A 24,471-nucleotide genomic window follows, 5' to 3' on the forward strand; every position below is an offset into this window, starting at 1 on the left:
GCGGCCGCTTCAGGGTGGACTCATTGCACCCGTGTCCAGGCCCGCACCGACGCGAAGGCCAGCAAACACAGTGAACAGATCAGCATGCTAAAGAGCGCGCCGGCAATGTAGAAGCCCGGCGTGAATTGAATATGCGACAGGGCCGACCAGGTCCTGATGACCGAGCCGGCACCAGCCAACGAACAGGCGAGCACGGTAACGACCTCACCCAGGGAAACACGCATGACGACACCGTTGAAACAGAGGTTGCTGGTACAGGACAGCTGCACCAGTATTTCCATACGGTAACATGCGACATTGTCATCAAAATGCGTGCATTCTCACAAGCACACAGGGTTCAGGCACGCGCCGGGCTACGCAAAGAAAATTTATTTTCAGCAGGCTGCATCCAATCCTGCATCTGGCGCGTAGTAACCGTGTCGACCTGGCAGCCTGCCCGCGGGCCATGGCCCTGATGTACTTTGACGACCCATTCTACTAATAAGGACATATCATGCAAAAACCACAATTCGCCAAGCTCGTCCTCGTATCTTCGATCGCACTTGCGCTGACCGCCTGCGGCAGCGATGACGACGACGATGTCGTTGCGCCGGCACCGATCACCCCGCCGCCAGCGTCCGCAACGGTTGGCGACGTGGTTGCCCTGACTGTCAGCAACCGCCTGATCTCGTTCGACCGCGCCAGCCCCGCGACCATCCGCACCAATGTGCTGGTCACCGGCCTGCAAAGCGGCGAAAACCTGGTCGGCATCGACATGCGTCCCGTTGACGGCATGCTCTACGGCGTCGGTTCGACCGGCCGCCTGTATACGCTCGACGCCGCGACCGGCGCGGCCACCAACAAGTCGCGCCTGGCCGCTGACGCGACCGACACCACCGACGCGTTCACCGCGCTGGCCGGCACCAACTTCGGCGTCGACTTCAACCCGATGGCCGACCGCCTGCGCATCGTCAGCAACACGGGCCAGAGCCTGCGCATCAATGTCGACACCGGCGCGACGACCACCGATGGCAGCATCAACGGCGGCGCGGCGAATACCGCAATTTCCGCCTCGGCCTACACCAACTCGTTCGCCGGCACCGGCTCGACGACGCTGTTCGGCATCGATGCGGTCAACAACACGCTCTACACCCAGAACCCGCCGAACAACGGCACGCTGGCCAGCCCGGTCGCGCTGGGCATCGTCGCCGGCGCAGTCAACGGCTTCGACATCGATGCACGCACGAACATGGGCTATATGGTGGCCACCGTCGGCGGCGCACGCAATCTGTATGGCGTGAACCTGGCCGCCACCACTGCACCGACCACGCTGGTGGGCGCGCTGGGCGTGACCGAAGACATCCGCGGCATCGCGCTGCGCGCGGCGCAGACGCCGGTCGTGCTGGGCCTGACCGACGATAACCGCCTGGTCGGCTTCAAGGTCGGCACGCCGAACACGCTCGACACCAACGTCACCATCAGCGGCCTGGCCGCCGGCGAAGTCGTGCTGGGCATCGACGTGCGTCCACGTGACGGCATGCTGTACGGCCTGACCTCGACCGCGCGCCTGATCACGATCGATCCGGCCACCGGCGTGGCAACCGTGAAAGCCACGCTGGCAGCCGACGCCACCGACACTACGCTGCCATACACCGCGATTGCCGGCACCGCATTTGCGGTCGACTTCAACCCGGTGGCCGACCGCCTGCGCGTGATCAGCAACAGCGGCCAGAGCCTGCGCATCAACGTCGACACCGGCGCAACGACCACCGACGGCGCCATCAACCGCGCCGGCGTGGCCCCGATCGTGGCTGCTGCTGCCTACACCAACAGCGTCCCGAACGCGACCGCGACGCAGCTGTTCGACGTCGACAGCGCCAGCTCGGTGCTGGCCCTGCAGAATCCGCCCAATGACGGCACGCTGGTCAATGTCGGCCCGCTGGGCGTGACGATCGCCGGCGATGGCGGCATGGACGTCGCCGGCGGTGCCAACGGCCTGGTGCTGGCGGCCCTGCGCACCACCGATGGTGGCCCGACCTCGCTGTACCGCGTCGACATCACCACCGGCGCCGGCGCCTTGATTGGCGGCGCTGCCACCCCGGCCACATCGCGGATCGGCAGCGGCATGCCAGGCATCAAGGACATCGCGATCTGGCTGCGTTAATCATCCTGTAGGATGAACAAAGGGCGTTCCCGCTTGCGTGGGAACGCCCTTTTCCATTGGTGTGCGCGATTTCTAGATGACCACGGCGCGGCCGATGAACAGGATCGGCCCGGTCGGACGGCCAATCGGTGAGCCGGCCTCAGGTTCCAGCGTGATTTCGAACAGCTGGTTCGGCACGATCTTCGGCAGCTTGTCGAGCTTGACCTCGACGGTTTCGCCCGGCTTGACCAGGCCCAGCGACACGGGGCCGGACCAGTCGTCGGCCTTGGTCCACAGTTGCAGCGCGCGCTGCGCCGGCACGGCGGTGGCCACCAGGGGCTCGAGGCGCAGCGTCGTCGCGCCCGTCATCTTGAGCACCCACCCCGGCGCCGCGTTCTGCGGCGCGGCCAGCACGACCATGTAGTGCGGCTGCTGCAGGTCGTTGACGCGCAGGCCGACCACCACCGCCATCACGGCAGCGGCGGCAAAGCCGCCGGCAGCCAGGCCGCGCCACAGGCCCAGGCGCTCCCACCAGCCGGCATGCGCAGCCGGCGCCGGCTTGGACGTCAGTGTTGCCGCAGGCCCCAGGCTGCGCTCGATGCGCGCCCACAGCGACGCCGGTGGCGTGCTCGGTTCCACCAGCGTGCTCAAGGGCAGCAGCCGCGCTTCCCAGAACGCGACGGCGGCGAGCAGCGAGGCGTTGTCTGTCAGCGCGGCGTCGACCTCGAGGCGCTGGGCGCGTGGCAGCGTGCCGAGCACGTATTGGCCGGCCAGTTCGTCGTAATCGTGTGTAGCCTTCATACCATGCACTCCCGCAGTGCGCTCATGCCGCGCTTGATCCAGGCCTTGACCGTACCCAGCGGCGACTTGAGCCGCTCGGCGATTTCACTGTGCGAGAAGCCATCCACATAGGCGTGCAGGATGCTGTTGCGCTTGGCCGGGTCGAGCCGGGTCAGGCACTCGTGCAGCCGGCCCATGTCCTGGCGCAGTTCGAACGCATCCTGCATGGTGGGGTCGAAGGCGTCGGCGTCGAGCGCATCGAGCGTTTCTTCGTCGACGCCGACTTCGTGGGCGCCGTCGCGCACGGCGTCGAGCGCCGCGTGGCGCACGATCGTGTACATCCAGCCGCGACCCGAACCACGCGTGGGTTCGAAGCTCGCGGCGCGGGTCCAGATGCTCACGAAAGCGTCGTGCACGACGTCTTCGGCGCTCTGGCGGTCGCGCACGATGCGCAGCGCCACGCCCAGGAGGCGCGGGCTTTCCTGGTCATACAGCCGGCGCAGCGCATGCCGGTCACCGCGGGCGCAGGCGCCGATGGCGGCTTCATAATCGAATGGGTCAGGTGCGGTCGTCACGATCGTCCGTTGGAAAGTGGCAGTGCATTATACGAGTGCCGCGCTGTCGCGCTGGCGCTGGCGATCCAGTGCCTGGCCAACGCTCACCGCCAGCTGGGCCAGCTGGAACGGCTTGCGCAGCACGATGTCGTCGCCGATCACCTGCTCGATCGCCTTCATGTCGGCGTACCCGGTGGCGATGATCATCGGCAGGCCAGGGAACATGGCGCGCGTACGCACCATCAGGTCGGCGCCCGTCATGCCGGGCATCAGGTAATCGGTGATCAGGAGGTCGGGCCGCGCCCGTTGCAGGGCTGCGAGACCCGCGTCGCCGTCGGCTGCCTGCGTCACCTGGTGGCCGAGCGCTTCGAGCGACGAGACCATCGAGGCGCGCACGAAATCATCGTCCTCGACGATCAGGATGCGCGCCGGCTGGCTCGCCACCGGCATCCGCGCCACTGGCGCCGGCTCGGCCTCGTGCATATCGGTGGCCGCGCGCAGCCAGATTTCCACCGTGGTGCCCACGCCCGGTTCGCTGACGATGCGCGCCGCGCCGCCCGATTGCTGCGCCATGCCGTACACCTGGCTCAGGCCCAGCCCCGTGCCCTTGACGCCCTTGGTCGTGAAGAATGGCTCGAACACCTTGGCCACCAGTTCCGGCGCCATGCCTTCGCCGCTGTCGGTCACGGCGATGCGCACATAGTCGCCGTCTGCCAGCAGGCCCGGCGGCGGCGGCGACATGGCGGCCGCGAACACCAGCTCGCCGCCGGCCGGCATCGCGTCGCGCGCATTGATGGCCAGGTTCAGCAAGGCCATCTCCATCTGGTTGCCATCGGCCAGCACCGCCGCGCAGTCGTCGTCGACGGCAAAGCGCAGCCGGATCGCCGAGCCAACCGAGCTGGCCACCAGCTCGCGCACGCCGTCGAACAGCAGCGAGATATCGGTCTCGCGCAGGTCGAGGCTCTGGTTGCGCGCGAACGCCAGCAACTGGCTCGTGAGCTTGCCGCCGCGCTGGCAGGCGCGGCGCGCGATCTCGGCGCGGCCCTTGGCCACGTCGTCTTTCGACATCAACAGGATCAGGTCCATGCTGCCCTGGATGACATTGAGCAGGTTGTTGAAGTCGTGCGCGATGCCGCCGGTCAGGCGCCCGACCGCTTCCATCTTCTGGTACTGCGCCATCGCCTGCTGCACGCGTTCGCGCTCGATGATCTCGTTCATCAGGCGGTCATTGGCCTGGGCCAGCGCGCGCGTGCGCTCGTCGATGCGCGATTCGAGCGTTTCATTCAGGGCGACCAGTTCCTGCCGGCTGTCGTGCAGGCTTTGCGCCGTGCGCTCGCGGTCGGCCAGCACGTCGCGCGCCTGGTACTGGCGGCGGCGCGCGCGCAGGGCCGAGATACTGGCGCTGCGCAGCGTCTGCGCATTGAGCGGGCGTTCGAGCAGGATCACGTTGCCGTAGTCGCCCAGGCGCTGGCGGGCCTCGCCCTGCTGCAGGCCGACCGTCTTGGCCAGCAATACGATGAACGGAAAGTCGGACCATGGCGCCTGCGCCTCGAGCCAGGCGTGCAGGGCCCTGGCATCGATGTTCTGCAGTGCTTCTTCGGCCAGGATGGCCGCCCCGGCGCCCTCTTCGATCGCCGCACCGAGCTGGGCGAAGTCGGTGTAGGCCTTGCACTCGAGGCCGTCGCGCTGCAATACCGACGCCATGACGTCGGCATCGCGCCCGCGCGGCGCGAAAATCAGAATGCGTTCCTCGCGCGCAGTGCGCGGTTGACTATTGCCCGGCATCTGCGACCGTATCCATCATGGGCGTGGCGCCCCGGTAATTGGGAATCCCGGTCAGCACACCCTCGAAACCGACGAGCGGCGCGCCGATGCGCACCCCGCCCTCGCCCAGTTGCAATTCGTGGATCGTCTGCGCGTGCTGGGTGGTGCGGCTCTTGATCACGCTGATGGCGCGCCGCACGTTGCCGCTCGCTTCAAAGAAGCGCATCAGCACCGTGCTGTCACTCAGGTAGCTGAGGTCGATGTCGGTGCGGGCCTCGGCCATCAGGCCGTGCTGGCCCAGAATCATGACGGTGGTCACGCCCTGCTGGTTCAGGTAAGACAGCAATTCGTGCATCTGCAGCGTCAGGAACTGTTCGCCCGGCATCGCCTGCAGGTAGGCGTTCAGGCTGTCGATCACCATGAAGCGCGTGCTCTTCTCTTCGACGGCGTCGCGCAGCAGTTGTGCGAATTCACCCGGCGAGAGTTCGGCCGGATCGAAGTGGCACATCGTGAGCTGGCCGCTCGCCAGATAGGGCCGCAGGTCCAGTCCCAGCTGCGTGCTGCGGGCAAAGAACGTGCCCAGGCCTTCGTCGAACAGGTAATAGGCTGCCTTTTCGCCACGCTCGAGCGCGGCCAGCAGGCAGCGTGTGGACAACGTGGTCTTGCCGATGCCGGACGGGCCGACGATCAGCGTGTTGGTGCCGCGAACCAGGCCGCCGCCAAGCAGCGCGTCGAAGCCGTCCGAGCCACTCGAGCCGACCAGCGGCACGAAGTCGCGCACATGTTCGGCGGCAATCAGGCGCGGGTACATCGTGATGCCGCCCTTATCGAGCGCATAGTCATGGTAGCCACCACGAAAGCGGATGCCGCGCATCTTGACGATGTTGACGCGGCGCCGCTCCTTGCCATAGTCGCGGGCGATCTGCTCCAGGCTGATGACGCCGTGGGCAATGCTGTGTAGTTGCTGGTCGGACTGGTTGGTCTTGTCATCGAGCAGCAGCACGGTACAGCCCCGCGCGGAAAAAAATTGCTTGAGCGCGAGAATCTGGCGGCGATAGCGCAGCGGGTTCTGCGCCAACAAGCGCATTTCGGACAGGCTGTCGAACACCACCCGCACCGGTTGCAGTTCGTCGACCCGATCCATCACCTTGCGGGTGGTTTCGCCCAGCTCGATTTCGGACGGATGGAAGACCGACTGTTGCGCATCGACATCAAGATCGTCTTCGCCTGCCAGCTCATAGATCGACAGCGCGGCCAGGTCCCAGCCGTGGCTTTGACCGACCGCAATCAGTTCATCGGCGGTTTCGGACAGCGTGACATACAGGACAGGCTCACCCCGCGCCAGCCCGTCGAGCAGGAACTGCAAGCCCAGCGTGGTCTTGCCGGCGCCCGGCGAGCCTTCGACCAGATACACGCGTTGGGGCGTCAAGCCGCCCCCCAAAATATCGTCGAGGCCAGCGATGCCGGTGGAAATGCGGCCCGCTATGTAGTCGGAAGCGAGGTCGTTCATGAGAGCAGCCCAAGAAAGTCGGCCGATCAACACGTGGACAATGACTGCACGCGAGAGACCGAATGAAAAGCGTTGCTTTTTGCAACGGAAGTTGAGCGGATTATATCGTCATTGTGAGCGCGCACGAGCCGCAGACCGGCAACCGTGCTACACTAACGCTTGTATGGCATCGATCACTCCTTCACGATTACAAAGTTTCAGGAATGACAACACGAGATTGCCACTGGAAAATTCTACTACCGTCCCCATATCGTGTTCCTGTGGACAAATGATTCGCGCGAAGCGCGACGCCACGGCACGAGATGGCACACGGGCCGCAACACCCAGCGAAGTCAATATTATTCCCATCCTGACACCGCCTGCTTCGAGCCGGCCGCATCATCCGCCAGCCCGTGCGCCGCGCGCCAGGCTGGTGTGATTACCCTATATTAAAATTTACAGGAGCTCCATCATGGCAAAAGAAGAACTCATCGAAATGAATGGCGTCGTGTCTGAAGTGCTGCCGGACTCGCGCTACCGTATTGACTGCGAAAACGGCCACAAGCTGATCGCTTACACCTCGGGCAAGATGCGCAAGAACCATATCCGCATCATCGCCGGCGACCAGGTCAGCCTCGAACTGTCGCCATACGACCTGAGCAAGGGCCGGATCACCTTCCGTCACCTTGGCAAAACCAACGGCGCACCGCGCCCGCAAAACCGCGCAGCACGCCGCTGATCGCACAACGCCACGCTTCGCAGCGTGGCGTTTTTACTTGTGCGTCGCTTTTTCAAGCGTCGCACCGCACCGGCATTGCCCCGTTATTCGCTTGTTTAATTACTCCGGCTAGTAGTCGATCGGCAACGGCGCCAGTCGCCGCAGATGCAGCGCAATCCCCAGGCCCGCTCCCAGCAGCCCCGCCAGCAAGGTCACGACGCCGGTCCAGCCCCAGTGCTCGTAGACATACCCGCCCGACCAGCCCACCACGCTCGAGCCCAGGTAATAAAAGAACAGGTAGATGCCCGAGGCCAGCGCCTGCGGGGACCGCGCGCGCCGCCCTACCCAGCTGCTGGCCACCGAGTGCGAGGCAAAAAAACCAAAGGTCGCCAGACCCACGCCCAGCACGATCGCCACCAGCGATTCGGCCAGCGTGATCAGCAGACCAGAAATCATCAGCCCCATCATGAGCCACAGCACATTGCGCCGTCCGAGCCGGTCGGCCAGCTTGCCCGCCCACATCGAACTGACGATGCCCAGCAGGTACAGCAACGATAGCAGCCCGACGGCACTCGGCCGCAGATTGAACGGCGCCCCCAGCAGGCGGTAGCCGATGTAGTTGTACAGCGTGATGAACGCGCCCATCAGCAGGAACGACAGCGCGAACAGCCACGGCAGCCCCGGATCGCGCAAGTGAATGCGCACACCGGCGACAAAGCCCGGGCCGCGTGCCGGCAGCGTCGCGCCATGGCGCGAGGCCGGCAGGCTGCGCGAGAATTCCCACGCCGCGTACAGCCCGGCCGCGCCCAGCACGCCCAGCGCGATGCGCCACGACGCGAAATCGCTGATGAAGGCCGATAGCACGCGCCCGGTCATGCCGCCAAAGGCGCTGCCGCTGATATACATGCCCATCGACAGGCCCAGCGAAGTCGGTTCGATCTCGTCGCCCAGATAAGCCATCGCCACCGCCGGCAAGCCGCCCAGCATCAGGCCCATGCACGCGCGCAGCGCCACCAGGTGACTGTAATCGGCGGCGAACGCGCATGCCAGCGTGAAGACGGCGCCACTGAACATCGAGGCAACCATGACCTTCTTGCGCCCGAAGCGCTCGGCAACGTTGCTCGAACCCAGCAGCGCCAGGGCCAGCGTGGCGGTCGCCACCGACAGCACCAGACTGCTTTGTGCGGGTGACAACCCGAAGTCGCGGCCCAGCAGCGGCATCAAAGGCTGCACGCAATACAGCAGCGCGAAGGTGGAAAACCCGCCAAAGGCCATGGCACGGTTGATGCGCCGGAACGCCACGCTGCCGGCGGCAATGCGCATGCCCGGCGTGGTCACCGGCGATCTTTCACGGATACTCGGGATCGAGCTCCGACCCGGCGTAGTTTTCCATTTCGGCGAACAGCTGCTTCATCGTTGCCGTCGTGTCGATCAGTTGCAGCACCGTGCAACTGGCGCGGTAGGTCGCGATGCGCGCGGCGATCACGGCTTGGTGCGCCGGCGGCACACGTGCCATCAGCTCGGCCCAGCCGGCCTCGAAGTCGGGCTTGTGCTTGCGCACCGCCTTGACAAAGCGTTCGAACTCGCGCTGGCCGGTGCGCGCCGTGATGCGCGCGCCGCCTTCGGCTGCGAAGATGATCGCCATCGCGATCACGCCTTCGGCATTCAGGTCCGGATCGACCACCGCGCCTTCGTAGTGGTGCTTGCGCAGCCACTCGGCCGCCTTGACCACTGCCTGGACTTCCTGGCGCTGGCGCACCTGGCCCAGATAGCGCTCGTAGCCCGACCACGATTCGCCCGGATCGGCCGTGCAGATATCGACGAACAGTTCTTTCAGGCGCCGCTGCGAATAAATGGGATCGAGGTCGTATTCGCCCACCAGGCTGTCCTCGGGCAGCGCAGAGAGCTCGCGGATCAGGCGAAAACCTGCCTGGAACGCGTGCTCGGCGCCTTCCCCGATCAGGATGTCGAGTGCATCGAGGTCGCCCTCTTCCTCGGTCTGGATCAGGTGTTCGAGACCCAGCGAGATGCCGCCGATGGTCAACAGCAGCGCGCGCCCGATACCTTCGGCGGTGCGGTCGTTGGTGAACTTTTCGGCCACCATGGCGGTGATGCCGGACAGTTCGTCGGCCAGGATCGCCGCCTCATCCGCCGTAGCGTCGACCGGCAGCAGCCGGATCGCGCGGATCAGCCGGGGCGGCTTTTCGATGACAATGGCAGGCAACATGATGGAGCCTGCCGTCACGAAAAGATGTCCGAGCCCAGGCTGCGGCGCGGGCTGCGGCGCGGCATGCTGCGCACGGATGGCACTTGCCGGCGCAGGCGCAGCAGCAGGTCGCGCGTCGAGCGCTGCATGAACTCGGACTCTTCGTCCGGATCGTCCGGCAGGTGGATCTCGGCCATCTCGGCGCTGTGCCTGAATTCAGGAAACAGCTCGAGCAGCGAACGCTCCCAGCCATCTTCGCTGGCCTTGGCCAGGTCGACCGCCAGCGGCACGATGTCGCTGTCGGCGCTCGTCTGGCCGCTCACGTAACGCCCCTTGGACAGGATTTCGCCCGCCACTTCGAGGATTTCGCGCGGGGCCAGCGACCACATGATCGCAAAGATCGTCGCGCCATGGTCGGTAGCGGACGCCGCTTCGAGCAATTCGTTGCGGCGCTCTTCGTCGTCCTGCGCATAGACCACGCCATGAACGTGATTGAACAGGTTTTCGGCGATGCGCTCGGGATCGTCCTCGATCAGGTTGTCGGGCCAGGTCGCGGCGATATAGGCCAGGCTGTCGGCCCAGGCCTTGGGCGGCACCAGCATCGTGGCCAGCGACGTCTTGCCGCCGTCAAAGCCAGCCAGGTGCAGCGCCGTCACTTGCGGTGGCAAATCGCTCAGCACCTGCGCCACGGCGTAGTCACCATGCTCGTCGGCCGCTTTCGAGAACACCTCTTCGGCGTGGTCGAGCGAGCCGGCCAGCACCAGGTCACCCACCTGCTGTATCAAGGCTGGCAAGTGTTCATTCTTGCTGCCGGTGTCATCGCTCATCGCGGTCTCCTTCGTCGAACAGGCCGCTGAAGTCGTCGGTTGCTTCGCCGTTTTCGTCGACATCGTCGCCATCGTCGTTGCGGCCCAGCTGCTCAAGCGACTGGTCTTCGTCGTCCCAGCGATTCTGGTTCTTGAACAGGAACGCGGTGATGATCGCCTGGCGCGCCAGTTCGGGGAAGTTGGTCGTCATCGCTTCGTACATCCTGGCGCCATCGTCGCCCGTGCATTCGGCCATCGCGAACACCTTGACCGGGTCGCCGTCGGCGTAGTCGAGCGCTTCGCCCATCAGGCCCTTGGCGTCCAGAAAGCGGATCTTGTCGACCAGCGCGAAGGCCATCATGTTGACGTCGTCGATGCCGCCGCCGTCGGCGTATTCGGACACCAGCGCGTTCACCATCATGTCGTAGTTCTTGCGATTCGGCGGGTCGCCCAGGGTGCCCTCGATCTGGCCTTCCAGTTCACGCGACTGGAAAGAGAATTCGGGATGTACGTTTTTCATTTTGTATCCTGTAGATGTGTTTGGCGGGCCGCATCGGCGGCCGGAGCGTCAGTGTGCGGGCAGGTTGACGCCGTTCAGGGCGAACAGCGAGCGCCACAGCTCGAAGGCTTCGGCTTCGGCGTCAAGCACGATGCGGTGGTTCACGCTCTGATTGTATTCGTCGCGCTTCGTGCGGTCCGAGAGGATCTCATACGCCTTGCTCACGGCCTTGAAGCGCGCCTCCGCGCCCGGTGCCTGGTTGCGGTCCGGGTGGTAGCGCATGGCCAGCGAACGGTAGACCTTCTTGATCTCGTCGTCGGTGGCATTCGGGGCCACGCCGAGGATCGCATATAAATTTTCCAACAGAAACTCTCCCGGCGTCAGCCGTCTGGCAATGAATCACGGTTTAAAGGGAGATTATCCTATAGAAAAGGTTCGACGGGGCGCGAGCGCCCGCTTTGACCGGATGGGGGCAACGGCAGGCGAGGTAACGACAAGGGCACGCTACAGGGCCGCTGTCTACGGTAAAATGCCCGACAACTTACCCTCCCAGAACTATCTCATGAGCAACGACAAGAATTCCCCGGCGCCGGGCAACGCACCGTCGTCGAACTTTGTGCGTGCCATCGTCGAATCCGACCTGGCCGCCGGCACGCATGCCCGTGAGGGCCTGCCGCCCGTGATCACGCGCTTCCCGCCCGAGCCGAACGGCTACCTGCACATCGGCCACGCCAAATCGATCTGCCTGAACTTCGGCCTGGCGCGCGACTACGGCGGCCTGTGCCACCTGCGTTTCGACGACACCAATCCCGAGAAGGAAGACCAGGAATACGTCGACACGATCATCGATAGCGTCAAGTGGCTTGGTTTCTCGTGGCAGCAGGAGGGTCAGGAGCACCTGTACTACGCCAGTGACTATTTCGACCAGCTGTACGCGATGGCCGAGTACCTGATCCAGAATGGCAAAGCCTATGTTGACAGCCAGAGCGCTGAAGAGATGGCCAAGAACCGCGGCAATTTCGGCACGCTGGGCACCAATTCGCGCTTTCGCGACCGTCCGGTCGAAGAATCGCTGCAGCTGTTCCGCGACATGAAGGCCGGCAAGTACAAGGACGGCGAACACATCCTGCGCGCCAAGATGAGCGAAGACGCGATGTCCTCGCCGATCATGACCAACCGCGACCCGGCCCTGTACCGCATCCGCCATGCGCACCACCACCGCACGGGCGACGCCTGGTGCATCTACCCGATGTACGACTACACGCACCCGATCTCGGATGCGATCGAAAACATCACGCACTCGCTGTGCACGCTGGAATTCCAGGATCACCGCCCGTTCTACGACTGGCTGGTCGAGACGCTGGCCGAAGGCGGCTTTTTCAAGCGCCCGGTGCCGCGCCAGTATGAATTCGCGCGCCTGAACCTGACCTATGTCGTGACCTCCAAGCGCAAGCTGCGCGCGCTGGTCGACGACGGCACCGTCACCGGCTGGGACGATCCGCGCATGCCGACCATCGTTGGCCTGCGCCGGCGCGGCTACACGCCCGAATCGCTGCAGCTGTTCTGCGAGCGCATCGGCGTGTCGAAAGCCGACGGCTGGATCGATATGAGCACGCTCGAAGGCGCGCTGCGTGATGATCTCGACCCAAAGGCGCCGCGCGCGATTGCCGTGCTGCGTCCGCTAAAGCTCATCGTCGACAACTTCCCCGAAGGCGAGTCGCACGAGTGCAGCTCGCCCGTGCACCCGCACCATCCCGAGATGGGCAAGCGCACCTTCCCGTTCACGCGCGAACTGTGGATCGAGCAGGAAGACTTCATGGAAACGCCGGTCAAGGGCTACTTCCGCTTCACGCCCCCGCAGGGCGATCTGCCGGGCAGCCGCGTGCGCCTGAAGTATGGCTACGTGGTCGAGTGCACGGGCTTTGACAAGGATGCCGACGGCAAGGTCAGCGCCGTCCACGTCAAGTACTTCGAAGATTCGAAGTCGGGTACGCCGGGCGCGGACACCTACAAGGTCAAGGGCAACATCACGTGGGTCAGCGCGGCGGGCGCGCTCGAAGCCGAAGTGCGCCTGTACGACCGCCTGTTCCTGGACGCGCAGCCGGACGCCGGCGGCAAGGACTTCAAGTCGGTGCTCAATCCGAATGCGCTCGAGACGATCACCGCGTATCTGGAACCTGGCCTGAAGGATGCCGTGGGCGACCAGCGCTTCCAGTTCGAGCGCCACGGCTACTTCGTGGCCGATCGTGTCGATTCGACGCCGGGCAAGCCCGTCTTCAACCGCGTGACGACGCTCAAGGACAGCTGGGGCAAGTAGTCAGCAGGCCATACAGCCTGCCATGTAACCATCCGGTCATGCAACGATGTCATCCTCCCGGCATCTTGATGACCGGAGTAATTGCATGACCCGTCCAATGCACCACCGCGCTGCTGCCTGCGCGGCGCTTTCCCTGCTGGCCTTGCTGGCAGGCTGCAGTCCCGGTGACAGCGACGCGCCCGTCGTCATGCCGCCGCCGGTGCAAAACCCGGTACCGGCGCCGACGCCGGTGAGCACCGCCGTCGCCTTCATGAGCGATGTGCACTTCCAGAATGTCTACGGCGACTTCAAGAGCAGCCAGTTCGCCGGCATTCCGACCAAGGACGGCAAGAACGCGACCATCCGCACGATGTATGCGCAGCTGACCTCCACGCGCCTGTTCAACGAAAATTACTTCGCGTTCTACGCTGCGCTTGACGATGCCTATGCCAAGGGCATCCGCGTCGTCGCGCTGCCGGGCGACTATACCGACGACGCCCAGCCAATGAACGTCGACGGCATCGCCGAGATCATGAAGCAGTACCAGGCCAAGGGCATGCGCTTTTTCATCGCGCCCGGCAACCACGACCCGGTCGAGCCGTACGACGACAACGAAGCAGGCAAGAACGACTTCCTGACCAAGGACGGCAAGGAGCAGAAAATCTACGCCACCGGCAATCCGGCGTGCCTGGCCAAGGATCCGACGGTGATCTGCACCGATCAGGTCATGGAACAAGGCACCGAACGCCTGATGGTCAAGATGGGCGAATTCGGCTTCATGCCGAACAAGGCCGACCTGCTGTGGGAAACCCCGTTCAGCAAGTACGACGCCGGCAAATACACGTATGACGCGGCGCTGGCGCAGTCGAGCGGCAAGAGCCGTGAATTCGAGATTTGCGCCGAAGGCTCGGGCGGCGCCTACAAGGCTGCTGGCGAGGCCAAGCTGGGCAAAGCCTTCACCAGGTGCACGAAGCTGATCGACACCACCTACCTGGTCGAGCCGGTCAAGGGCTTGTGGCTGCTGTCGATCGACGCCAATGTATTCGTGCCGAACGCGAAGTTCGACCCGGCCAACCCGACCAGCTTCAAGGGCTTCGATGGCGCCGGCAACGCCGGCTGGAACAAGGTCATCACCCACAAGATGTTCCTGATGGAGTACATCAAGTCGGTTGCCGCGCGCGCCAAGGCCGAGGGCAAGCAGCTGATGGCCTTCTCGCACTACCCGACCATGGACTTCTACGCCAACCAGACGCAGGCCATGAAGGATGTCTTCAAGTCGGGCGCGTTCCAGACAGCGCGCGTGCCGGATGCAAGCGTCGCCAACGCCGTGGCGGCCACGGGTCTGCGCCTGCACGTGGGCGGCCACATGCACTTCAACGGCACCAACGACCACACCGATGGCGGCGGCAACTACCTCGTCAATGTGCAGTCGCCGTCGCTGGCCGTGTATGGCGCCGCCTACAAGGTCGTCACCTACAAGGACGCCGACACGATCGACGTCCAGACCATATCGCTGTCGACGGTGCCGCGCTTTGCCGAACTGTTCCCGCATTACGTGGTCGAAAACGATTACCTCAAGGGCAGCTCGGTGCCGGGCGACGCCGTCAAGCGCTGGGACCGCAGCATCCTCGATACCCGTTCGTACGGCGAATTCACGCACCAGTACTTCGGCGAGCTGTCGCGCCTGCGCTTCATGGACGAATACTGGCCGTGCGAGATGAAGGAAGCAGCGATGGCCCTGAACGGCAAGCAGATGCTGATCCTGTCGCAGTTGCAAACCAGGGTCACGCTGGCGCAACTGAAGGACGCCCCTGGCGTACTGCCGCTCACCGCCGCGTGCGCCTCCGCCGGCACGCCCCCGGGCACCACGGTTGCCGCCTCGACGCTGGCCACCGACTGGCAGGACGCCACGGTGCGCGCCGAACGCCTGGCCACGGCCGCCGGCCTGCGCCTGGACGACTTTGCGAACCTCACCCCATACGCGTTCTACGGCGACTTCCACCGCACCGTGTATGCGGGCGAACTGGCGCTGCGCGACATGGGCCAGGCGCGCGTGAACCAGTACAAGGTGCTGATGTCGGCGTTCCCGGCAACCCCGGCGCCGATCGTGCGCATCGGCGACAAGCCGTCCGACCAGAACCCGGTGCACGTGCCGTTCCAGCAGCAGTTCAAGGGCGTCTTCGCGATCCTCAAGGGCCTCGGCTCGGCCAAGCCGAGCGACCATTTCACGGTCGACCTGAAGGGCAAGAAAGTCAGTAACGCCAGCAACAACGGGTTGAGCTTCAACTAGACCCGCCGCGTAGTAGCCATCTCACGGCGCCCCGCTCGCAACGAGCCGGGCGCCGTGCTGGCATTGGCGAGGCAGGATTGTGTCAGAACCTAGTAAACCTGCTAGCTACGGTGGAGGCCGACAATGCTTAGCGTAGAACCATCAATCGCGCGCACGACCACAACCAGCCTCACGTTCGTGAGATCACCCATGCACCCAGACCGCCACCCCGGTTTATTCGTACACGCCGCCATGATTGTCGGCGTGGTGCTGTCGCTGGCGTTCGGCGCTGGCGCCTATTTTGCGACGTCCGGGGCGATCGAGAGCGATGCGCAGACACGCTTTCGCGCCATGGCGCGCGCCGCCCAGAACAATATCGACGCCCGGATCAAGAGCTACAGCGACGTGCTGCGCGGTGTCGCCGGCCTGTTTCGATCCGAACCCGATACCAGCGCGGCGCAGTTCCACCAGTACGTTAGCGAGCTCGACATCAAGCGCTACTTCCCCGGCATCGTCAACATCAACTACGCACGCGCGGTGCGCGCCGACGGCCTGCCGGCGCTGAACGACGAGTTGTACCGGCGGCTGGCGCGGCGCGGCGTCGTGCACACCCCGTTGCTGACAGCGCCCGATCGCGACACCTACACGGTGCTGGTGTATATGGAACCGCTCCCGCCGAACCTGCTCGACCGGCTGGGGCTGGACCTGGAAGCGCGCGGCACGACCCGGCGCTCGCTGGGCTTGGCGCGCGATACCGGCAGCTTGAGCGCCTCGGGCACCCGCATCGCCTTGCGCCCCGGTCCCAACCAGAGCGCGCTGGCGCTGCGCCTGCCGGTCTACCGTAGCGACCTGCCCACCGACAGCGTGCAGGCACGGCGTCTGGCGTATATCGGTTCGGCCGGTCTGGGCTTCGGCCTTGCGCCGCTGGTGGCCGGCGTGCTCGATGAATTTCCCGTCAAAGGCGTGCGCCTGGTGCTGACCGAGCTGACCGCGCTGCCGCCCGAACCGGGCGAGGTGCCGCCGCGCGCCGTGCTGTACGACAGCCTGGCCACGAGCGCGCAACCCAATCCCGCCACCCCGCAGGCCGACGATACAATCTTCGCGGCCAGCCTGCCGATCGAATTCAACCAGCGCGTCTGGCGCGCCGACTTCAGCATTCCCAAGTCCGATATGTACACCCGCTTCGACATGTATTACCCGTGGCTGGCGGCGCTTGCCGCCGGCATGAGCACCGCCCTGCTCTATGCGCTGTTCCAGACGCTGGCCTCGTCGCGCCGCAACGCGCTGCGCATGGCCGAGGAAATGACGCGCGAACTGCGTGCCTCGCAAACCAAGCTGCAGGCCAGCCATGAAAAACTGCGCCTGCTCGCCGCCCACGCCGAGCAGATCAAGGAAGGCGAGCGCAAGCGCATTGCGCGCGAAATCCACGATGACCTGGCGCAGAACCTGCTGGCCCTGAAGATCGAGGCCGAACTGCTGGCCAACCGCACCCGCGGCGCGCAGCAGCGTCTGCATGCGCGCGTCGTGGCCACGGTGCGCCAGATCGACGTCACGATCCGCAGCGTGCGCCAGATCATCAACGACCTGCGGCCAAACGTGCTCGACCTGGGCCTGTCGGCCGCCGTCGACTGGCAGGTGGCCGACTTTGCGCGCCGCACCGGCATCGCGTGCGAGCTGGCAGACGACGATGACGAGCACTGCATCGACGACAACAGCGCCACCGCGTTCTTCCGCATCCTGCAGGAGTCGCTCAACAACGTGGCGCGCCACGCGCGCGCCACCCGCGTGAGCATCGCGCTGCACCAGCATGCAGGCATGCTCAGCATGACGATCCGCGACAACGGCGTCGGCCTGCAGCCGGGCAGCCGCAACCGTCACGGCTCCTTTGGCCTGGTGGGCATCGAGGAACGCATCGCCATCCTGGGCGGCTCGTTCTCGATCAGCAGCAGCGGCATGGGTAGCGGCACCGCGATCGTGGTCAGCATCCCGGTGGCTGGCATGCCGCTCGCTGGCACCCCGGCGGCTGGCATAACGGTGGCCGGCACCCCGGTGGCCGACACCCCGGTGGCCGGCGGAGCCGCCCTGGCCGCCGACAGCATCCCGATTTCGCCCATCGCCGCCTGAGGCGTTCCCCTTCCCGATCAAAGGTGACAACGTCACCTGTCAATTGAGCTCGTCCAATCTCCCAAGTTTGATCTGGCGCAACTGCTGAGCTGAGCCAGCGCATGACAATGGCTGTGTCTGTCACAGGTCAACACCACCGTTATGTTCCGGTAATGCGCTACGGAAATGCCCCATACCGGCACCGTGACAGCCGCCAGCCCTGTCCGCTTCATCCACAAACACACACGAGGTGATCATGATGTCGACCCATACCGAATACGCCGCCTTCGAGGCGCTTGACCTGAACCCGATCAAGACGAAGCTGATGCACGCAGCGTCCGGCGAGGGCTGGTCCGAAATGCACACCGACGCCGTGGAAACGCAATACCGGCGCTTCCTGTTCCTGATGAAGAAATACCCGGATGCCGGCGCCTCGCCCAGCGTCGATGTCGACACGTTCTGGCACTACCACATCCTCGACACCATGAAGTACGCGCGCGATTGCGAGGCTGCGTTCGGCTTCTTCCTGCATCACTATCCGTATGTCGGCATCGCCGCCGGTTCCGGCAGTGAACATGTCGAGGCGGGCGAACGCATGCGCGCGCTGTACGAAGCAGAGTTCGGCGTGCTGGTCAACGGCGACGCTGCATTCTGCGCTTCCCCGGGCAAGCCGGCAGCGCCAATGGGCGGTGCCGCGTTCTGCGCCTACCCGGGCAAGCCGGCAGCGCCAATGGGCGGTGCCGCGTTCTGCGCCTACCCGGGCAAGCCAGCCACCGCCGGTGCGAGCGCCTTTTGCGCCTTTCCCGGCACGCCCGCCGTCAAGGGCGCCCACAGCGCCTTCTGCGCCTCGCCGGGCCACCCGGCCATCATGAGCAGCAAGATCGCGTTCTGCGCCTCTCCAGGCAAACGGGCCTGAGGCGGCCCGCCCGGATCAATGCCGCAGGCGCGCCAGCGCTGTGGCGACGTCCGGGTACTGCAGACGCACCCGCAGTTCGCGCGTCAAGCGCGTGTTGTCGAGTTGGCGCGATTCGGACATGTACGACAGCAGCAGGGGTGAGACCAGCTGCGCCAGTTCGGCCCGGGGCAGGCGCGGCGAACGCGGCATGCCGAAGGCGTCGGCGACGGCGTCGAAGTAATCGGCCATCTTCAGGCGCGTGTCGTCAACCGCGTGATAGACCCGCCCGGGCCGGCCGCGTGTCAACGCCTGCAGCACGATGCGCGCCAGGTCGTCGGCGTGGATATGGTTGGTGTACACATCGTCCTCAAACCGCAGCGCGGGCGTGCCCTGCTCCAGGCGGCGCAGCGGCAGGCGGTCGGCGGCGTAGATGCCGGGCACGCGCAGGATCGACAGCGTCGCGCCGGCCACCAGCGCCCAGGCACGCAGGATGCGCTCGGCGTCCACGCGGCGCCGGGCGCGCCCGTTCTTCGGCGCCACCGGCCGGTACTCTTTCACCAGCGCGCCGCCGCAATCGCCGTACACGCCGCTGGTGCTCACATACACGATGCGGCGCACGTCGCCCAGCGCCGCTACCAGGTGCCGCGTGCGGCGGTCGGTATCGCCGTCGGGCTGGGGCGGGGCCAGGTGCAGCACCCACGGCGCCAGATTGCGCAGGCGGGCCAGCGTTGCGGGCTGGTCGAGGTCGGCAACGACCGGCACCGCGCCGGCCGCGCGCAGTTCAAAGCAGCGTTCCGGCTGGCTGGTCAGCGCAAACACGCGGAAACGCCCGGCCAGCAGCGGCAGCAGGCGCATGCCGACGTCGCCGCACCCAATGATCAACAGGCGCGGACGGGCAAAAGCGGGACGGGATGGCATGGTCATGGCAAGATCGTGGGGTCGTGGAGGCGGCAACTGTAGCACAGGGCGCGCCCGGTAAAACAAGGGCCGGTGTAGAATGGCGGCCTCTCGCCGCACGCCGGCGCACCCCCCCAACCACCCGCGTTCGCGCCCAACTTTCTCCATTCGCATGACCTTCCAGATCACCGTCCAGCCCAGCGGCAGCCAGTTCGGCTGCGAAGCCGATGAAACCGTGCTAGCCGCCGCGATCCGCGCCGGTGTCGGCCTGCCGTATGGCTGCAAGAACGGCGCCTGCGGCTCATGCAAGGGCAAGGTGCTCGATGGCGCCATCGAGCACAAGCCCTACCAGCAGCGCGCCCTCGCCGACATCGAAAAGACGGCCGGCATGGCGCTGTTCTGCTGCGCGATGCCGACGGCCGACCTGGTCATCGAGGCGCGCGAAGTGGGCGGCAGCTCGGACTACCCGCTGCGCAAGATGCCCACCCGCGTTGCCGGCATCCGCAAGGCCGCGCCGGACGTCGCCATCGTCAACCTGCAATTGCCGGCCAACGAATTGCTGGCCTACCGCGCCGGCCAGTACATCGAATTCCTGCTCAAGGATGGCAAGCGCCGCGCCTATTCGATTGCCAATGCACCGTCGTTCGAAGGCCCGCTCGAACTGCACATCCGCCACCTCGCTGGCGGCCTGTTCACCGACCACGTGTTCGGCGCCATGAAAGAGCGCGACATCCTCCGTTTCGAAGGCCCGCTCGGCACGTTCTTCCTGCGCGAAGATTCCGACAAGCCTATCGTGCTGCTGGCCTCCGGCACCGGGTTCGCGCCGGTCAAGGCCCTGGTCGAGCACCTGATGCACCTGAAGTCCACGCGCAAGGTCACGCTGTACTGGGGAGGCCGCCGCCCGCACGACCTGTACATGGACGAATTGTGCCGCGCCTGGGAAACCACGCTGCCCGACTTCACCTACGTGCCGGTGATTTCGGATGCGCTGCCCGAGGATGCCTGGACGGGCCGCACCGGCTACGTGCATGCCGCCGTCGTGCAGGACATCATCGACCTCTCCGGCCACCAGGTGTATGCCTGCGGCGCACCCATCATGGTCGATTCGGCACGCCGCGATTACGTGGCGCTGTGCGGCCTGCCAGAAGACGAATTCTTCGCCGACGCGTTTACGACCGCCGCCGATCTGGCCGACCAGTAAGGGCCCATGCCACCCATCTCGAAGGCCGGGCGCCTGGGTGTCCTGCGCAACCGCAATCTGGCGTTCTACCTGTCGGCGCGCTTTCTCGCCACGTTCGCCGTGCAGATGCAGAGCGTGGCGATCGGCTGGCAGGTGTACCAGATCACCGGCAGCCTGTTCGACCTGGGCCTGATCGGCCTGGCGCAGTTCGCGCCATTTCTGGTGCTGATCCTGTGGGCCGGGCACGTGGCCGACCGCTACAACCGGCGCCTGATCGTGCTCTGCTGCATGGCCGTGCAACTGCTGTGCAGCGCGATGCTGATTGCGTTTACGGCCAGCGGCAGCACGACCGTGTGGCCCGTGTTCGCGATCCTGGTGCTGTTCGGCAGTGCGCGCGCCTTCATGATGCCGGCGTCCCAGGCGGTGCTCAAGAACCTGGTGCCCGACCGCGACTTCAGCCAGGCAGTGGCGCTGGGGTCCTCGACGATGCACGTGGCGATGATCCTCGGCCCGATCGTGGGCGGCCTGCTCTACGTGCTGGGACCGCAGACGGTGCACATGACGGCCGCCTCGCTGCTCGCGCTGGCGGTGCTGCTCATGACGAACACGCGCACCATCGCGCAGGTGGTCAACAAGGCGCCGGTCAGCTGGCACACGCTGCTCGAAGGCTTGCGCTTCGTGCGCTCGCGCCCGATCGTGCTCGGTGCGATCTCGCTCGACCTGTTCGCCGTGCTGTTCGGCGGGGCGACTGCCCTGCTGCCGGCCTACGCACACGACATCCTGGGCGTCGGACCGTCCGGCCTGGGCTTTTTGCGCACCGCGCCAGGCATGGGCGCGGCCCTGTGTTCGATCGCGCTGGTGATGTTTCCGATCACGCGCCGCGTCGGCGCCTGGATGTTCGGCGGTGTCGCCCTGTTCGGCCTGTGCGTGATCGTGCTGGGCCTGACCGACCATGTCGCCATCGCCTTCGGCGCACTGTTCCTGCTCGGCGTGGGCGACATGGTCAGCGTCTACATCCGCCACTTGCTGGTGCAGTACGAAACGCCCGACGAGATCCGCGGACGCGTGAGCGCCGTCAATTCGGTGTTCATCGGCGCCTCGAACGAGCTCGGTGAATTCGAGTCCGGCGTCACCGCCGGCTGGCTGGGCCTGACGCGCGCGATTTTGCTCGGCGGCGTGGCCACACTGGTCGTGACGGGCGTCTGGGCGATGCTGTTTCCGGTGCTGTCGCGGATGGACCGTTTCCCGCATCACGAAAAAGAGCGCCAGAAGGACCTGGCATGACGGTAGCATGACATGCCGAGCACGGTTGGCCGCGCGGACGCTGTAAAAATCGCGGGACGTGTAAGATAAAGCCATAACGATTACAGGAGCCATCCATGCAGATCAATGTCAATACCGATAACACCATCACCAAGCATCAGGGCCTGGACGAGCACGTGGATACCGTCGTGCGCGCTTCCATCGGTCGTTTCAGCGAGCAAGTTACCCGCGTCGACGTTCATCTGAGCGACGAGAACAAGGAAAAGAAAGCGGACGGCGGCAACCACTGCATGCTCGAAGCGCGCCTGGCCGGCGTGGCCCCGATCGTCGTGCACGATCATGCCAACGACCTGCACCAGGCCATCAGCAACGCCAGCGGCAAACTGGCCCGCGCGCTCGACAGCACCATCGGCCGCCTGCATGACAAGCATCGCCATACCGCCGTCCCGGTGGTTGGCGCCGACGACGACATCGACCCGACTGCCGACAAGCACCTGACCGATAACTGATCGGTGCCCGCACCACCCTGCGCCCGCCATGGGCGCAGGGGCAACAAGCAAGCCGCACCTCGCCGGCCGCACCTCCCCGGCCTCACCTAGCCGGCAGCACCTAGCCGGCCGCACCTAGCCGGCAGCACCTTCCAGCTGTTCCCGCAACATCTCCAGATACTGCACCCCCGCCAGCGCGCGACTGCCATACCACGACAGCATTTCGCCATCGACCAGCAGCACGGGAATGCCGATCTGTTTCTCCAGCGCGTCCACGTGCACCTGCGTGAAGCGGTAAGGTTCGGTCGACAGCAGCACGGCGTCCAGCCCATCGACCAGGCTGTCCGACCAGGCGAAGCGCGGATAGCGGTCCTCGCCCAGCTGCGGCACGCGCCAGCCCAGTTCGGCCAGCATTGCAGCGATATAGGTATCGGCCGAGATGCTCATCCATGGATCCTGCCAGATGCAGTACAGCACCGTTCGTGGCACACCGGCGGGCCGGGCGCGCAGCGCAGCCAATGCCTGCGCGAAGGCGGTGCACCAGGCGTCGGCCGCATCCTGCACGCCAAAGATGCCGCCCAGCAGGCGGGCCAGCGCCAGGTTGTCCTGCGGCGTGACCGGGTGCGTGACGATCACGTGCGGCACGAATTGCACCAGCGCGTCGTACACCGGCCTGGTGTTTTCATCGAGATTGACGACAACGTGGGTCGGCGCCAGTGCACGGATCTTGTCGAGATTGACGTCCTTGGTGCCGCCAACCTTGGGAATGGCCGCGACAAGGTCAGCCGGGTGGATACAAAAACCCGTACGGCCGATGAGCTGCGGCGCCAGGCCCAGGTCGCACAGCAATTCGGTGATCGAGGGCACGAGCGAGACAATACGTGCACCGGGCGCGGGTGCATGTGCTTGACCCAGCGCGTCGATGGGGTCAGTGGTGGATGGTGTCATACAGGTCAGCCATGGTGGTTTAAGTTTCGCCAAACGCCCAATGGTGGCACAATCGGCTATGATTCCGTTGATGTAATAACACATGCAATCACGCATGCCAACGCAGTACACCGCTTGAGGACTCACTTGGAACAGATCGGCACCTTCGGCACCAGCCGCAACAACATCAACGACTTGCAGCTGTTTCGCGACGAGACCGACCCTGAAGTCGCCGCGATGCTGGCCGACTGCGCCATCGTGCGCCTGCCGCAGGGCAGGCGCATCGACGACGGCGGCCAGGCGCGCCTGTACATCGTCCTGTCTGGCCAGCTCGAAATCGAATCCGACGCGCACGCAGGCGACGAGACCGGCACCACCCTTGTCTTGCCGGGCGAGAGCGTCGGCGACCAGGCCGTGCTGGACGATGCCGCGAACCTGGCGGCCATGACGGCGCTGGAAGACAGCGAGCTCCTGGTGATCGAGTCGAACATCGTCTGGACGCTGATCGACCGTTCGAGCGTCCTGGCGCGCAATCTGCTGCGCCTGCTGTCCTTCCGCATCCGTACTACCAATGCGCTCTTGCGCCGGCGCCAGAAGCTGGGCGAATTCTACCGCCAGCTGTCGCTCAACGACCCACTCACGGGCCTGTACAACCGCGCCTGGCTCAATGACATGCTGCCGAAACTGGCGGCGCGCGCGGCCCGTACCGGCAGTGGCCTGTCGATCGTCATGATCGACCTCGACCATTTCAAGCAATTCAACGATACCCACGGCCACATCGTCGGCGACGTGGCACTGTCGGCTGCAGCCAGCCTGATCCGCGACGCGCTGCGCCCGTCCGACTTCGCCGTGCGCTTCGGCGGCGAGGAAATGCTGGCCGTGCTGCCCGACACCGGTACCGAACTGGCGCAGATGGTGGCCGAGCGCCTGTGCCAGCGCCTGCGCGACACCGTCGTGTTTACCGACATGCGCGTGCAGCTGCCGCACCTGACCGCGTCGTTCGGCGTGGCCAGCCTGGGCGAGAACGGGGACGAATACGCGCTGATGGCGGCTGCCGACGCCGCGCTGTACCGCGCCAAGCAAGCCGGGCGCAACCGCGTCAGCGTCTAGTCCACGCCACGCTCCCGCCACGCCGCAGCGTGAGCGCGGACCGTGACGGGACGGCGCATCTGTGCCACCATGTCGCCGACGCTGTGATTGCAGCCAAGACAACAA

22 protein-coding genes are annotated in these 24,471 nt (G+C 65.4%); 10 read left to right on the forward strand and 12 right to left on the reverse strand.

Annotated elements, in window-relative coordinates; translation table 11 throughout:
• Positions 1 to 20: 20 nt before the first annotated feature.
• On the reverse strand, positions 21 to 281 hold the full coding sequence (locus RCH14_RS01400; RefSeq protein WP_343024374.1) for a hypothetical protein: 261 nt from the start codon (positions 279 to 281) through the stop codon (positions 21 to 23).
• A 212-nt stretch (positions 282 to 493) separates the two neighbouring features.
• Between RCH14_RS01400 and RCH14_RS01405 the strand changes: the two genes are divergently transcribed.
• Positions 494 to 2,143 (forward strand): DUF4394 domain-containing protein, encoded by a 1,650-nt coding sequence (locus tag RCH14_RS01405; RefSeq protein ID WP_343024375.1) that lies wholly within the window; start codon positions 494 to 496, stop codon positions 2,141 to 2,143.
• A gap of 72 nt (positions 2,144 to 2,215) precedes the next feature.
• On the opposite strand, the gene RCH14_RS01410 is transcribed toward RCH14_RS01405, so the two are convergent.
• The 4 genes from RCH14_RS01410 to RCH14_RS01425 are packed head-to-tail and all read right to left on the reverse strand — an operon-like array spanning position 2,216 to position 6,730.
• Complete coding sequence (locus RCH14_RS01410) at positions 2,216 to 2,923, reverse strand: anti-sigma factor domain-containing protein (protein ID WP_343024376.1); 708 nt, start codon at positions 2,921 to 2,923, stop codon at positions 2,216 to 2,218.
• Positions 2,920 to 3,477, reverse strand: a complete 558-nt coding sequence (locus RCH14_RS01415; protein ID WP_343024377.1) for a sigma-70 family RNA polymerase sigma factor — start codon at positions 3,475 to 3,477, stop codon at positions 2,920 to 2,922. The genes RCH14_RS01410 and RCH14_RS01415 overlap by 4 nt, the downstream gene beginning before the upstream one ends.
• A gap of 27 nt (positions 3,478 to 3,504) precedes the next feature.
• Positions 3,505 to 5,241 (reverse strand): response regulator, encoded by a 1,737-nt coding sequence (locus RCH14_RS01420; protein ID WP_343024378.1) that lies wholly within the window; start codon positions 5,239 to 5,241, stop codon positions 3,505 to 3,507.
• Positions 5,228 to 6,730, reverse strand: coding sequence for an ATPase domain-containing protein (locus RCH14_RS01425; protein WP_343024379.1), 1,503 nt, complete (start codon positions 6,728 to 6,730; stop codon positions 5,228 to 5,230). Before RCH14_RS01425 ends, RCH14_RS01420 begins: the two co-directional genes overlap by 14 nt.
• Positions 6,731 to 7,181: 451 nt before the next feature.
• On the opposite strand from RCH14_RS01425, the gene infA reads away from it, so the two are divergent.
• Positions 7,182 to 7,448 (forward strand): translation initiation factor IF-1, encoded by a 267-nt coding sequence (infA, locus tag RCH14_RS01430; RefSeq protein ID WP_343024380.1) that lies wholly within the window; start codon positions 7,182 to 7,184, stop codon positions 7,446 to 7,448.
• 108 nt (positions 7,449 to 7,556) lie between these two features.
• Here infA and RCH14_RS01435 read toward each other — a convergent pair whose 3' ends face one another.
• Genes RCH14_RS01435 through RCH14_RS01455 form a run of 5 tightly spaced genes read right to left on the reverse strand, consistent with a single transcriptional unit; the run spans position 7,557 to position 11,301 of the window.
• Positions 7,557 to 8,765, reverse strand: coding sequence for an MFS transporter (locus tag RCH14_RS01435; RefSeq protein WP_343024381.1), 1,209 nt, complete (start codon positions 8,763 to 8,765; stop codon positions 7,557 to 7,559).
• A gap of 10 nt (positions 8,766 to 8,775) precedes the next feature.
• Positions 8,776 to 9,654, reverse strand: coding sequence for a hypothetical protein (locus RCH14_RS01440; protein ID WP_343024382.1), 879 nt, complete (start codon positions 9,652 to 9,654; stop codon positions 8,776 to 8,778).
• 14 nt (positions 9,655 to 9,668) lie between these two features.
• Complete coding sequence (locus RCH14_RS01445; RefSeq protein WP_343024383.1) at positions 9,669 to 10,460, reverse strand: hypothetical protein; 792 nt, start codon at positions 10,458 to 10,460, stop codon at positions 9,669 to 9,671.
• The gene (locus RCH14_RS01450; protein ID WP_343024384.1) at positions 10,450 to 10,959 is read right to left on the reverse strand and encodes a hypothetical protein; all 510 of its coding nucleotides are present in this window, start codon (positions 10,957 to 10,959) and stop codon (positions 10,450 to 10,452) included. Before RCH14_RS01450 ends, RCH14_RS01445 begins: the two co-directional genes overlap by 11 nt.
• 48 nt (positions 10,960 to 11,007) lie before the next feature.
• A complete protein-coding gene (locus tag RCH14_RS01455; protein ID WP_343024385.1) occupies positions 11,008 to 11,301 on the reverse strand; it encodes a DnaJ domain-containing protein in 294 nt (97 codons plus the stop codon).
• Positions 11,302 to 11,500: 199 nt separating this feature from the next.
• Between RCH14_RS01455 and RCH14_RS01460 the strand changes: the two genes are divergently transcribed.
• From RCH14_RS01460 to RCH14_RS01475, 4 genes are all read left to right on the forward strand, one after another.
• Entirely contained in the window at positions 11,501 to 13,255 is a 1,755-nt protein-coding gene (locus tag RCH14_RS01460) for a glutamine--tRNA ligase/YqeY domain fusion protein (protein ID WP_343024386.1), read from the forward strand.
• 85 nt (positions 13,256 to 13,340) lie between these two features.
• Positions 13,341 to 15,524, forward strand: a complete 2,184-nt coding sequence (locus tag RCH14_RS01465) for a metallophosphoesterase (protein ID WP_343024387.1) — start codon at positions 13,341 to 13,343, stop codon at positions 15,522 to 15,524.
• A gap of 189 nt (positions 15,525 to 15,713) precedes the next feature.
• Complete coding sequence (locus RCH14_RS01470; protein WP_343024388.1) at positions 15,714 to 17,627, forward strand: CHASE domain-containing protein; 1,914 nt, start codon at positions 15,714 to 15,716, stop codon at positions 17,625 to 17,627.
• A gap of 235 nt (positions 17,628 to 17,862) precedes the next feature.
• Positions 17,863 to 18,522: a glycine-rich domain-containing protein-like gene (locus tag RCH14_RS01475; RefSeq protein ID WP_343024389.1), complete on the forward strand. Its 660-nt coding sequence runs from the start codon at positions 17,863 to 17,865 to the stop codon at positions 18,520 to 18,522.
• 15 nt (positions 18,523 to 18,537) lie between these two features.
• Here the strand turns inward: RCH14_RS01475 and RCH14_RS01480 are convergent, their stop codons facing one another.
• Complete coding sequence (locus tag RCH14_RS01480; protein ID WP_343025023.1) at positions 18,538 to 19,419, reverse strand: SDR family oxidoreductase; 882 nt, start codon at positions 19,417 to 19,419, stop codon at positions 18,538 to 18,540.
• 151 nt (positions 19,420 to 19,570) lie between these two features.
• Between RCH14_RS01480 and RCH14_RS01485 the strand changes: the two genes are divergently transcribed.
• The 3 genes from RCH14_RS01485 (at position 19,571) to RCH14_RS01495 (ending at position 22,350) form a co-directional block, all read left to right on the forward strand.
• Complete coding sequence (locus RCH14_RS01485; RefSeq protein WP_343024390.1) at positions 19,571 to 20,599, forward strand: CDP-6-deoxy-delta-3,4-glucoseen reductase; 1,029 nt, start codon at positions 19,571 to 19,573, stop codon at positions 20,597 to 20,599.
• 6 nt (positions 20,600 to 20,605) lie between these two features.
• On the forward strand, positions 20,606 to 21,862 hold the full coding sequence (locus RCH14_RS01490) for an MFS transporter (protein ID WP_343024391.1): 1,257 nt from the start codon (positions 20,606 to 20,608) through the stop codon (positions 21,860 to 21,862).
• A 95-nt stretch (positions 21,863 to 21,957) separates the two neighbouring features.
• Complete coding sequence (locus tag RCH14_RS01495) at positions 21,958 to 22,350, forward strand: HPF/RaiA family ribosome-associated protein (RefSeq protein WP_343024392.1); 393 nt, start codon at positions 21,958 to 21,960, stop codon at positions 22,348 to 22,350.
• A 114-nt stretch (positions 22,351 to 22,464) separates the two neighbouring features.
• Here RCH14_RS01495 and RCH14_RS01500 read toward each other — a convergent pair whose 3' ends face one another.
• On the reverse strand, positions 22,465 to 23,277 hold the full coding sequence (locus RCH14_RS01500) for a helical backbone metal receptor (protein WP_343024393.1): 813 nt from the start codon (positions 23,275 to 23,277) through the stop codon (positions 22,465 to 22,467).
• A 126-nt stretch (positions 23,278 to 23,403) separates the two neighbouring features.
• On the opposite strand from RCH14_RS01500, the gene RCH14_RS01505 reads away from it, so the two are divergent.
• A complete protein-coding gene (locus RCH14_RS01505; protein WP_343024394.1) occupies positions 23,404 to 24,366 on the forward strand; it encodes a GGDEF domain-containing protein in 963 nt (320 codons plus the stop codon).
• Positions 24,367 to 24,471 lie beyond the last annotated feature (105 nt).

Source organism: Massilia sp. MP_M2 (assembly GCF_039123635.1).
In the GTDB taxonomy this organism is placed as follows: Bacteria; Pseudomonadota; Gammaproteobacteria; order Burkholderiales; family Burkholderiaceae_D; genus Telluria.

What these genes read in the sequence shown, in the direction of transcription:
- RCH14_RS01400 (WP_343024374.1), bottom strand. Translation starts at nt 281, where the DNA reads ATGGAAATACTGGTGCAGCTGTCCTGTACCAGCAACCTCTGTTTCAAC.
- RCH14_RS01405 (WP_343024375.1), top strand. Translation starts at nt 494, where the DNA reads ATGCAAAAACCACAATTCGCCAAGCTCGTCCTCGTATCTTCGATCGCA.
- RCH14_RS01410 (WP_343024376.1), bottom strand. Translation starts at nt 2,923, where the DNA reads ATGAAGGCTACACACGATTACGACGAACTGGCCGGCCAATACGTGCTC.
- RCH14_RS01420 (WP_343024378.1), bottom strand. Translation starts at nt 5,241, where the DNA reads ATGCCGGGCAATAGTCAACCGCGCACTGCGCGCGAGGAACGCATTCTG.
- RCH14_RS01425 (WP_343024379.1), bottom strand. Translation starts at nt 6,730, where the DNA reads ATGAACGACCTCGCTTCCGACTACATAGCGGGCCGCATTTCCACCGGC.
- infA (WP_343024380.1), top strand. Translation starts at nt 7,182, where the DNA reads ATGGCAAAAGAAGAACTCATCGAAATGAATGGCGTCGTGTCTGAAGTG.
- RCH14_RS01440 (WP_343024382.1), bottom strand. Translation starts at nt 9,654, where the DNA reads ATGTTGCCTGCCATTGTCATCGAAAAGCCGCCCCGGCTGATCCGCGCG.
- RCH14_RS01445 (WP_343024383.1), bottom strand. Translation starts at nt 10,460, where the DNA reads ATGAGCGATGACACCGGCAGCAAGAATGAACACTTGCCAGCCTTGATA.
- RCH14_RS01450 (WP_343024384.1), bottom strand. Translation starts at nt 10,959, where the DNA reads ATGAAAAACGTACATCCCGAATTCTCTTTCCAGTCGCGTGAACTGGAA.
- RCH14_RS01460 (WP_343024386.1), top strand. Translation starts at nt 11,501, where the DNA reads ATGAGCAACGACAAGAATTCCCCGGCGCCGGGCAACGCACCGTCGTCG.
- RCH14_RS01465 (WP_343024387.1), top strand. Translation starts at nt 13,341, where the DNA reads ATGACCCGTCCAATGCACCACCGCGCTGCTGCCTGCGCGGCGCTTTCC.
- RCH14_RS01470 (WP_343024388.1), top strand. Translation starts at nt 15,714, where the DNA reads ATGCACCCAGACCGCCACCCCGGTTTATTCGTACACGCCGCCATGATT.
- RCH14_RS01475 (WP_343024389.1), top strand. Translation starts at nt 17,863, where the DNA reads ATGATGTCGACCCATACCGAATACGCCGCCTTCGAGGCGCTTGACCTG.
- RCH14_RS01480 (WP_343025023.1), bottom strand. Translation starts at nt 19,419, where the DNA reads ATGCCATCCCGTCCCGCTTTTGCCCGTCCGCGCCTGTTGATCATTGGG.
- RCH14_RS01485 (WP_343024390.1), top strand. Translation starts at nt 19,571, where the DNA reads ATGACCTTCCAGATCACCGTCCAGCCCAGCGGCAGCCAGTTCGGCTGC.
- RCH14_RS01490 (WP_343024391.1), top strand. Translation starts at nt 20,606, where the DNA reads ATGCCACCCATCTCGAAGGCCGGGCGCCTGGGTGTCCTGCGCAACCGC.
- RCH14_RS01495 (WP_343024392.1), top strand. Translation starts at nt 21,958, where the DNA reads ATGCAGATCAATGTCAATACCGATAACACCATCACCAAGCATCAGGGC.
- RCH14_RS01500 (WP_343024393.1), bottom strand. Translation starts at nt 23,277, where the DNA reads ATGACACCATCCACCACTGACCCCATCGACGCGCTGGGTCAAGCACAT.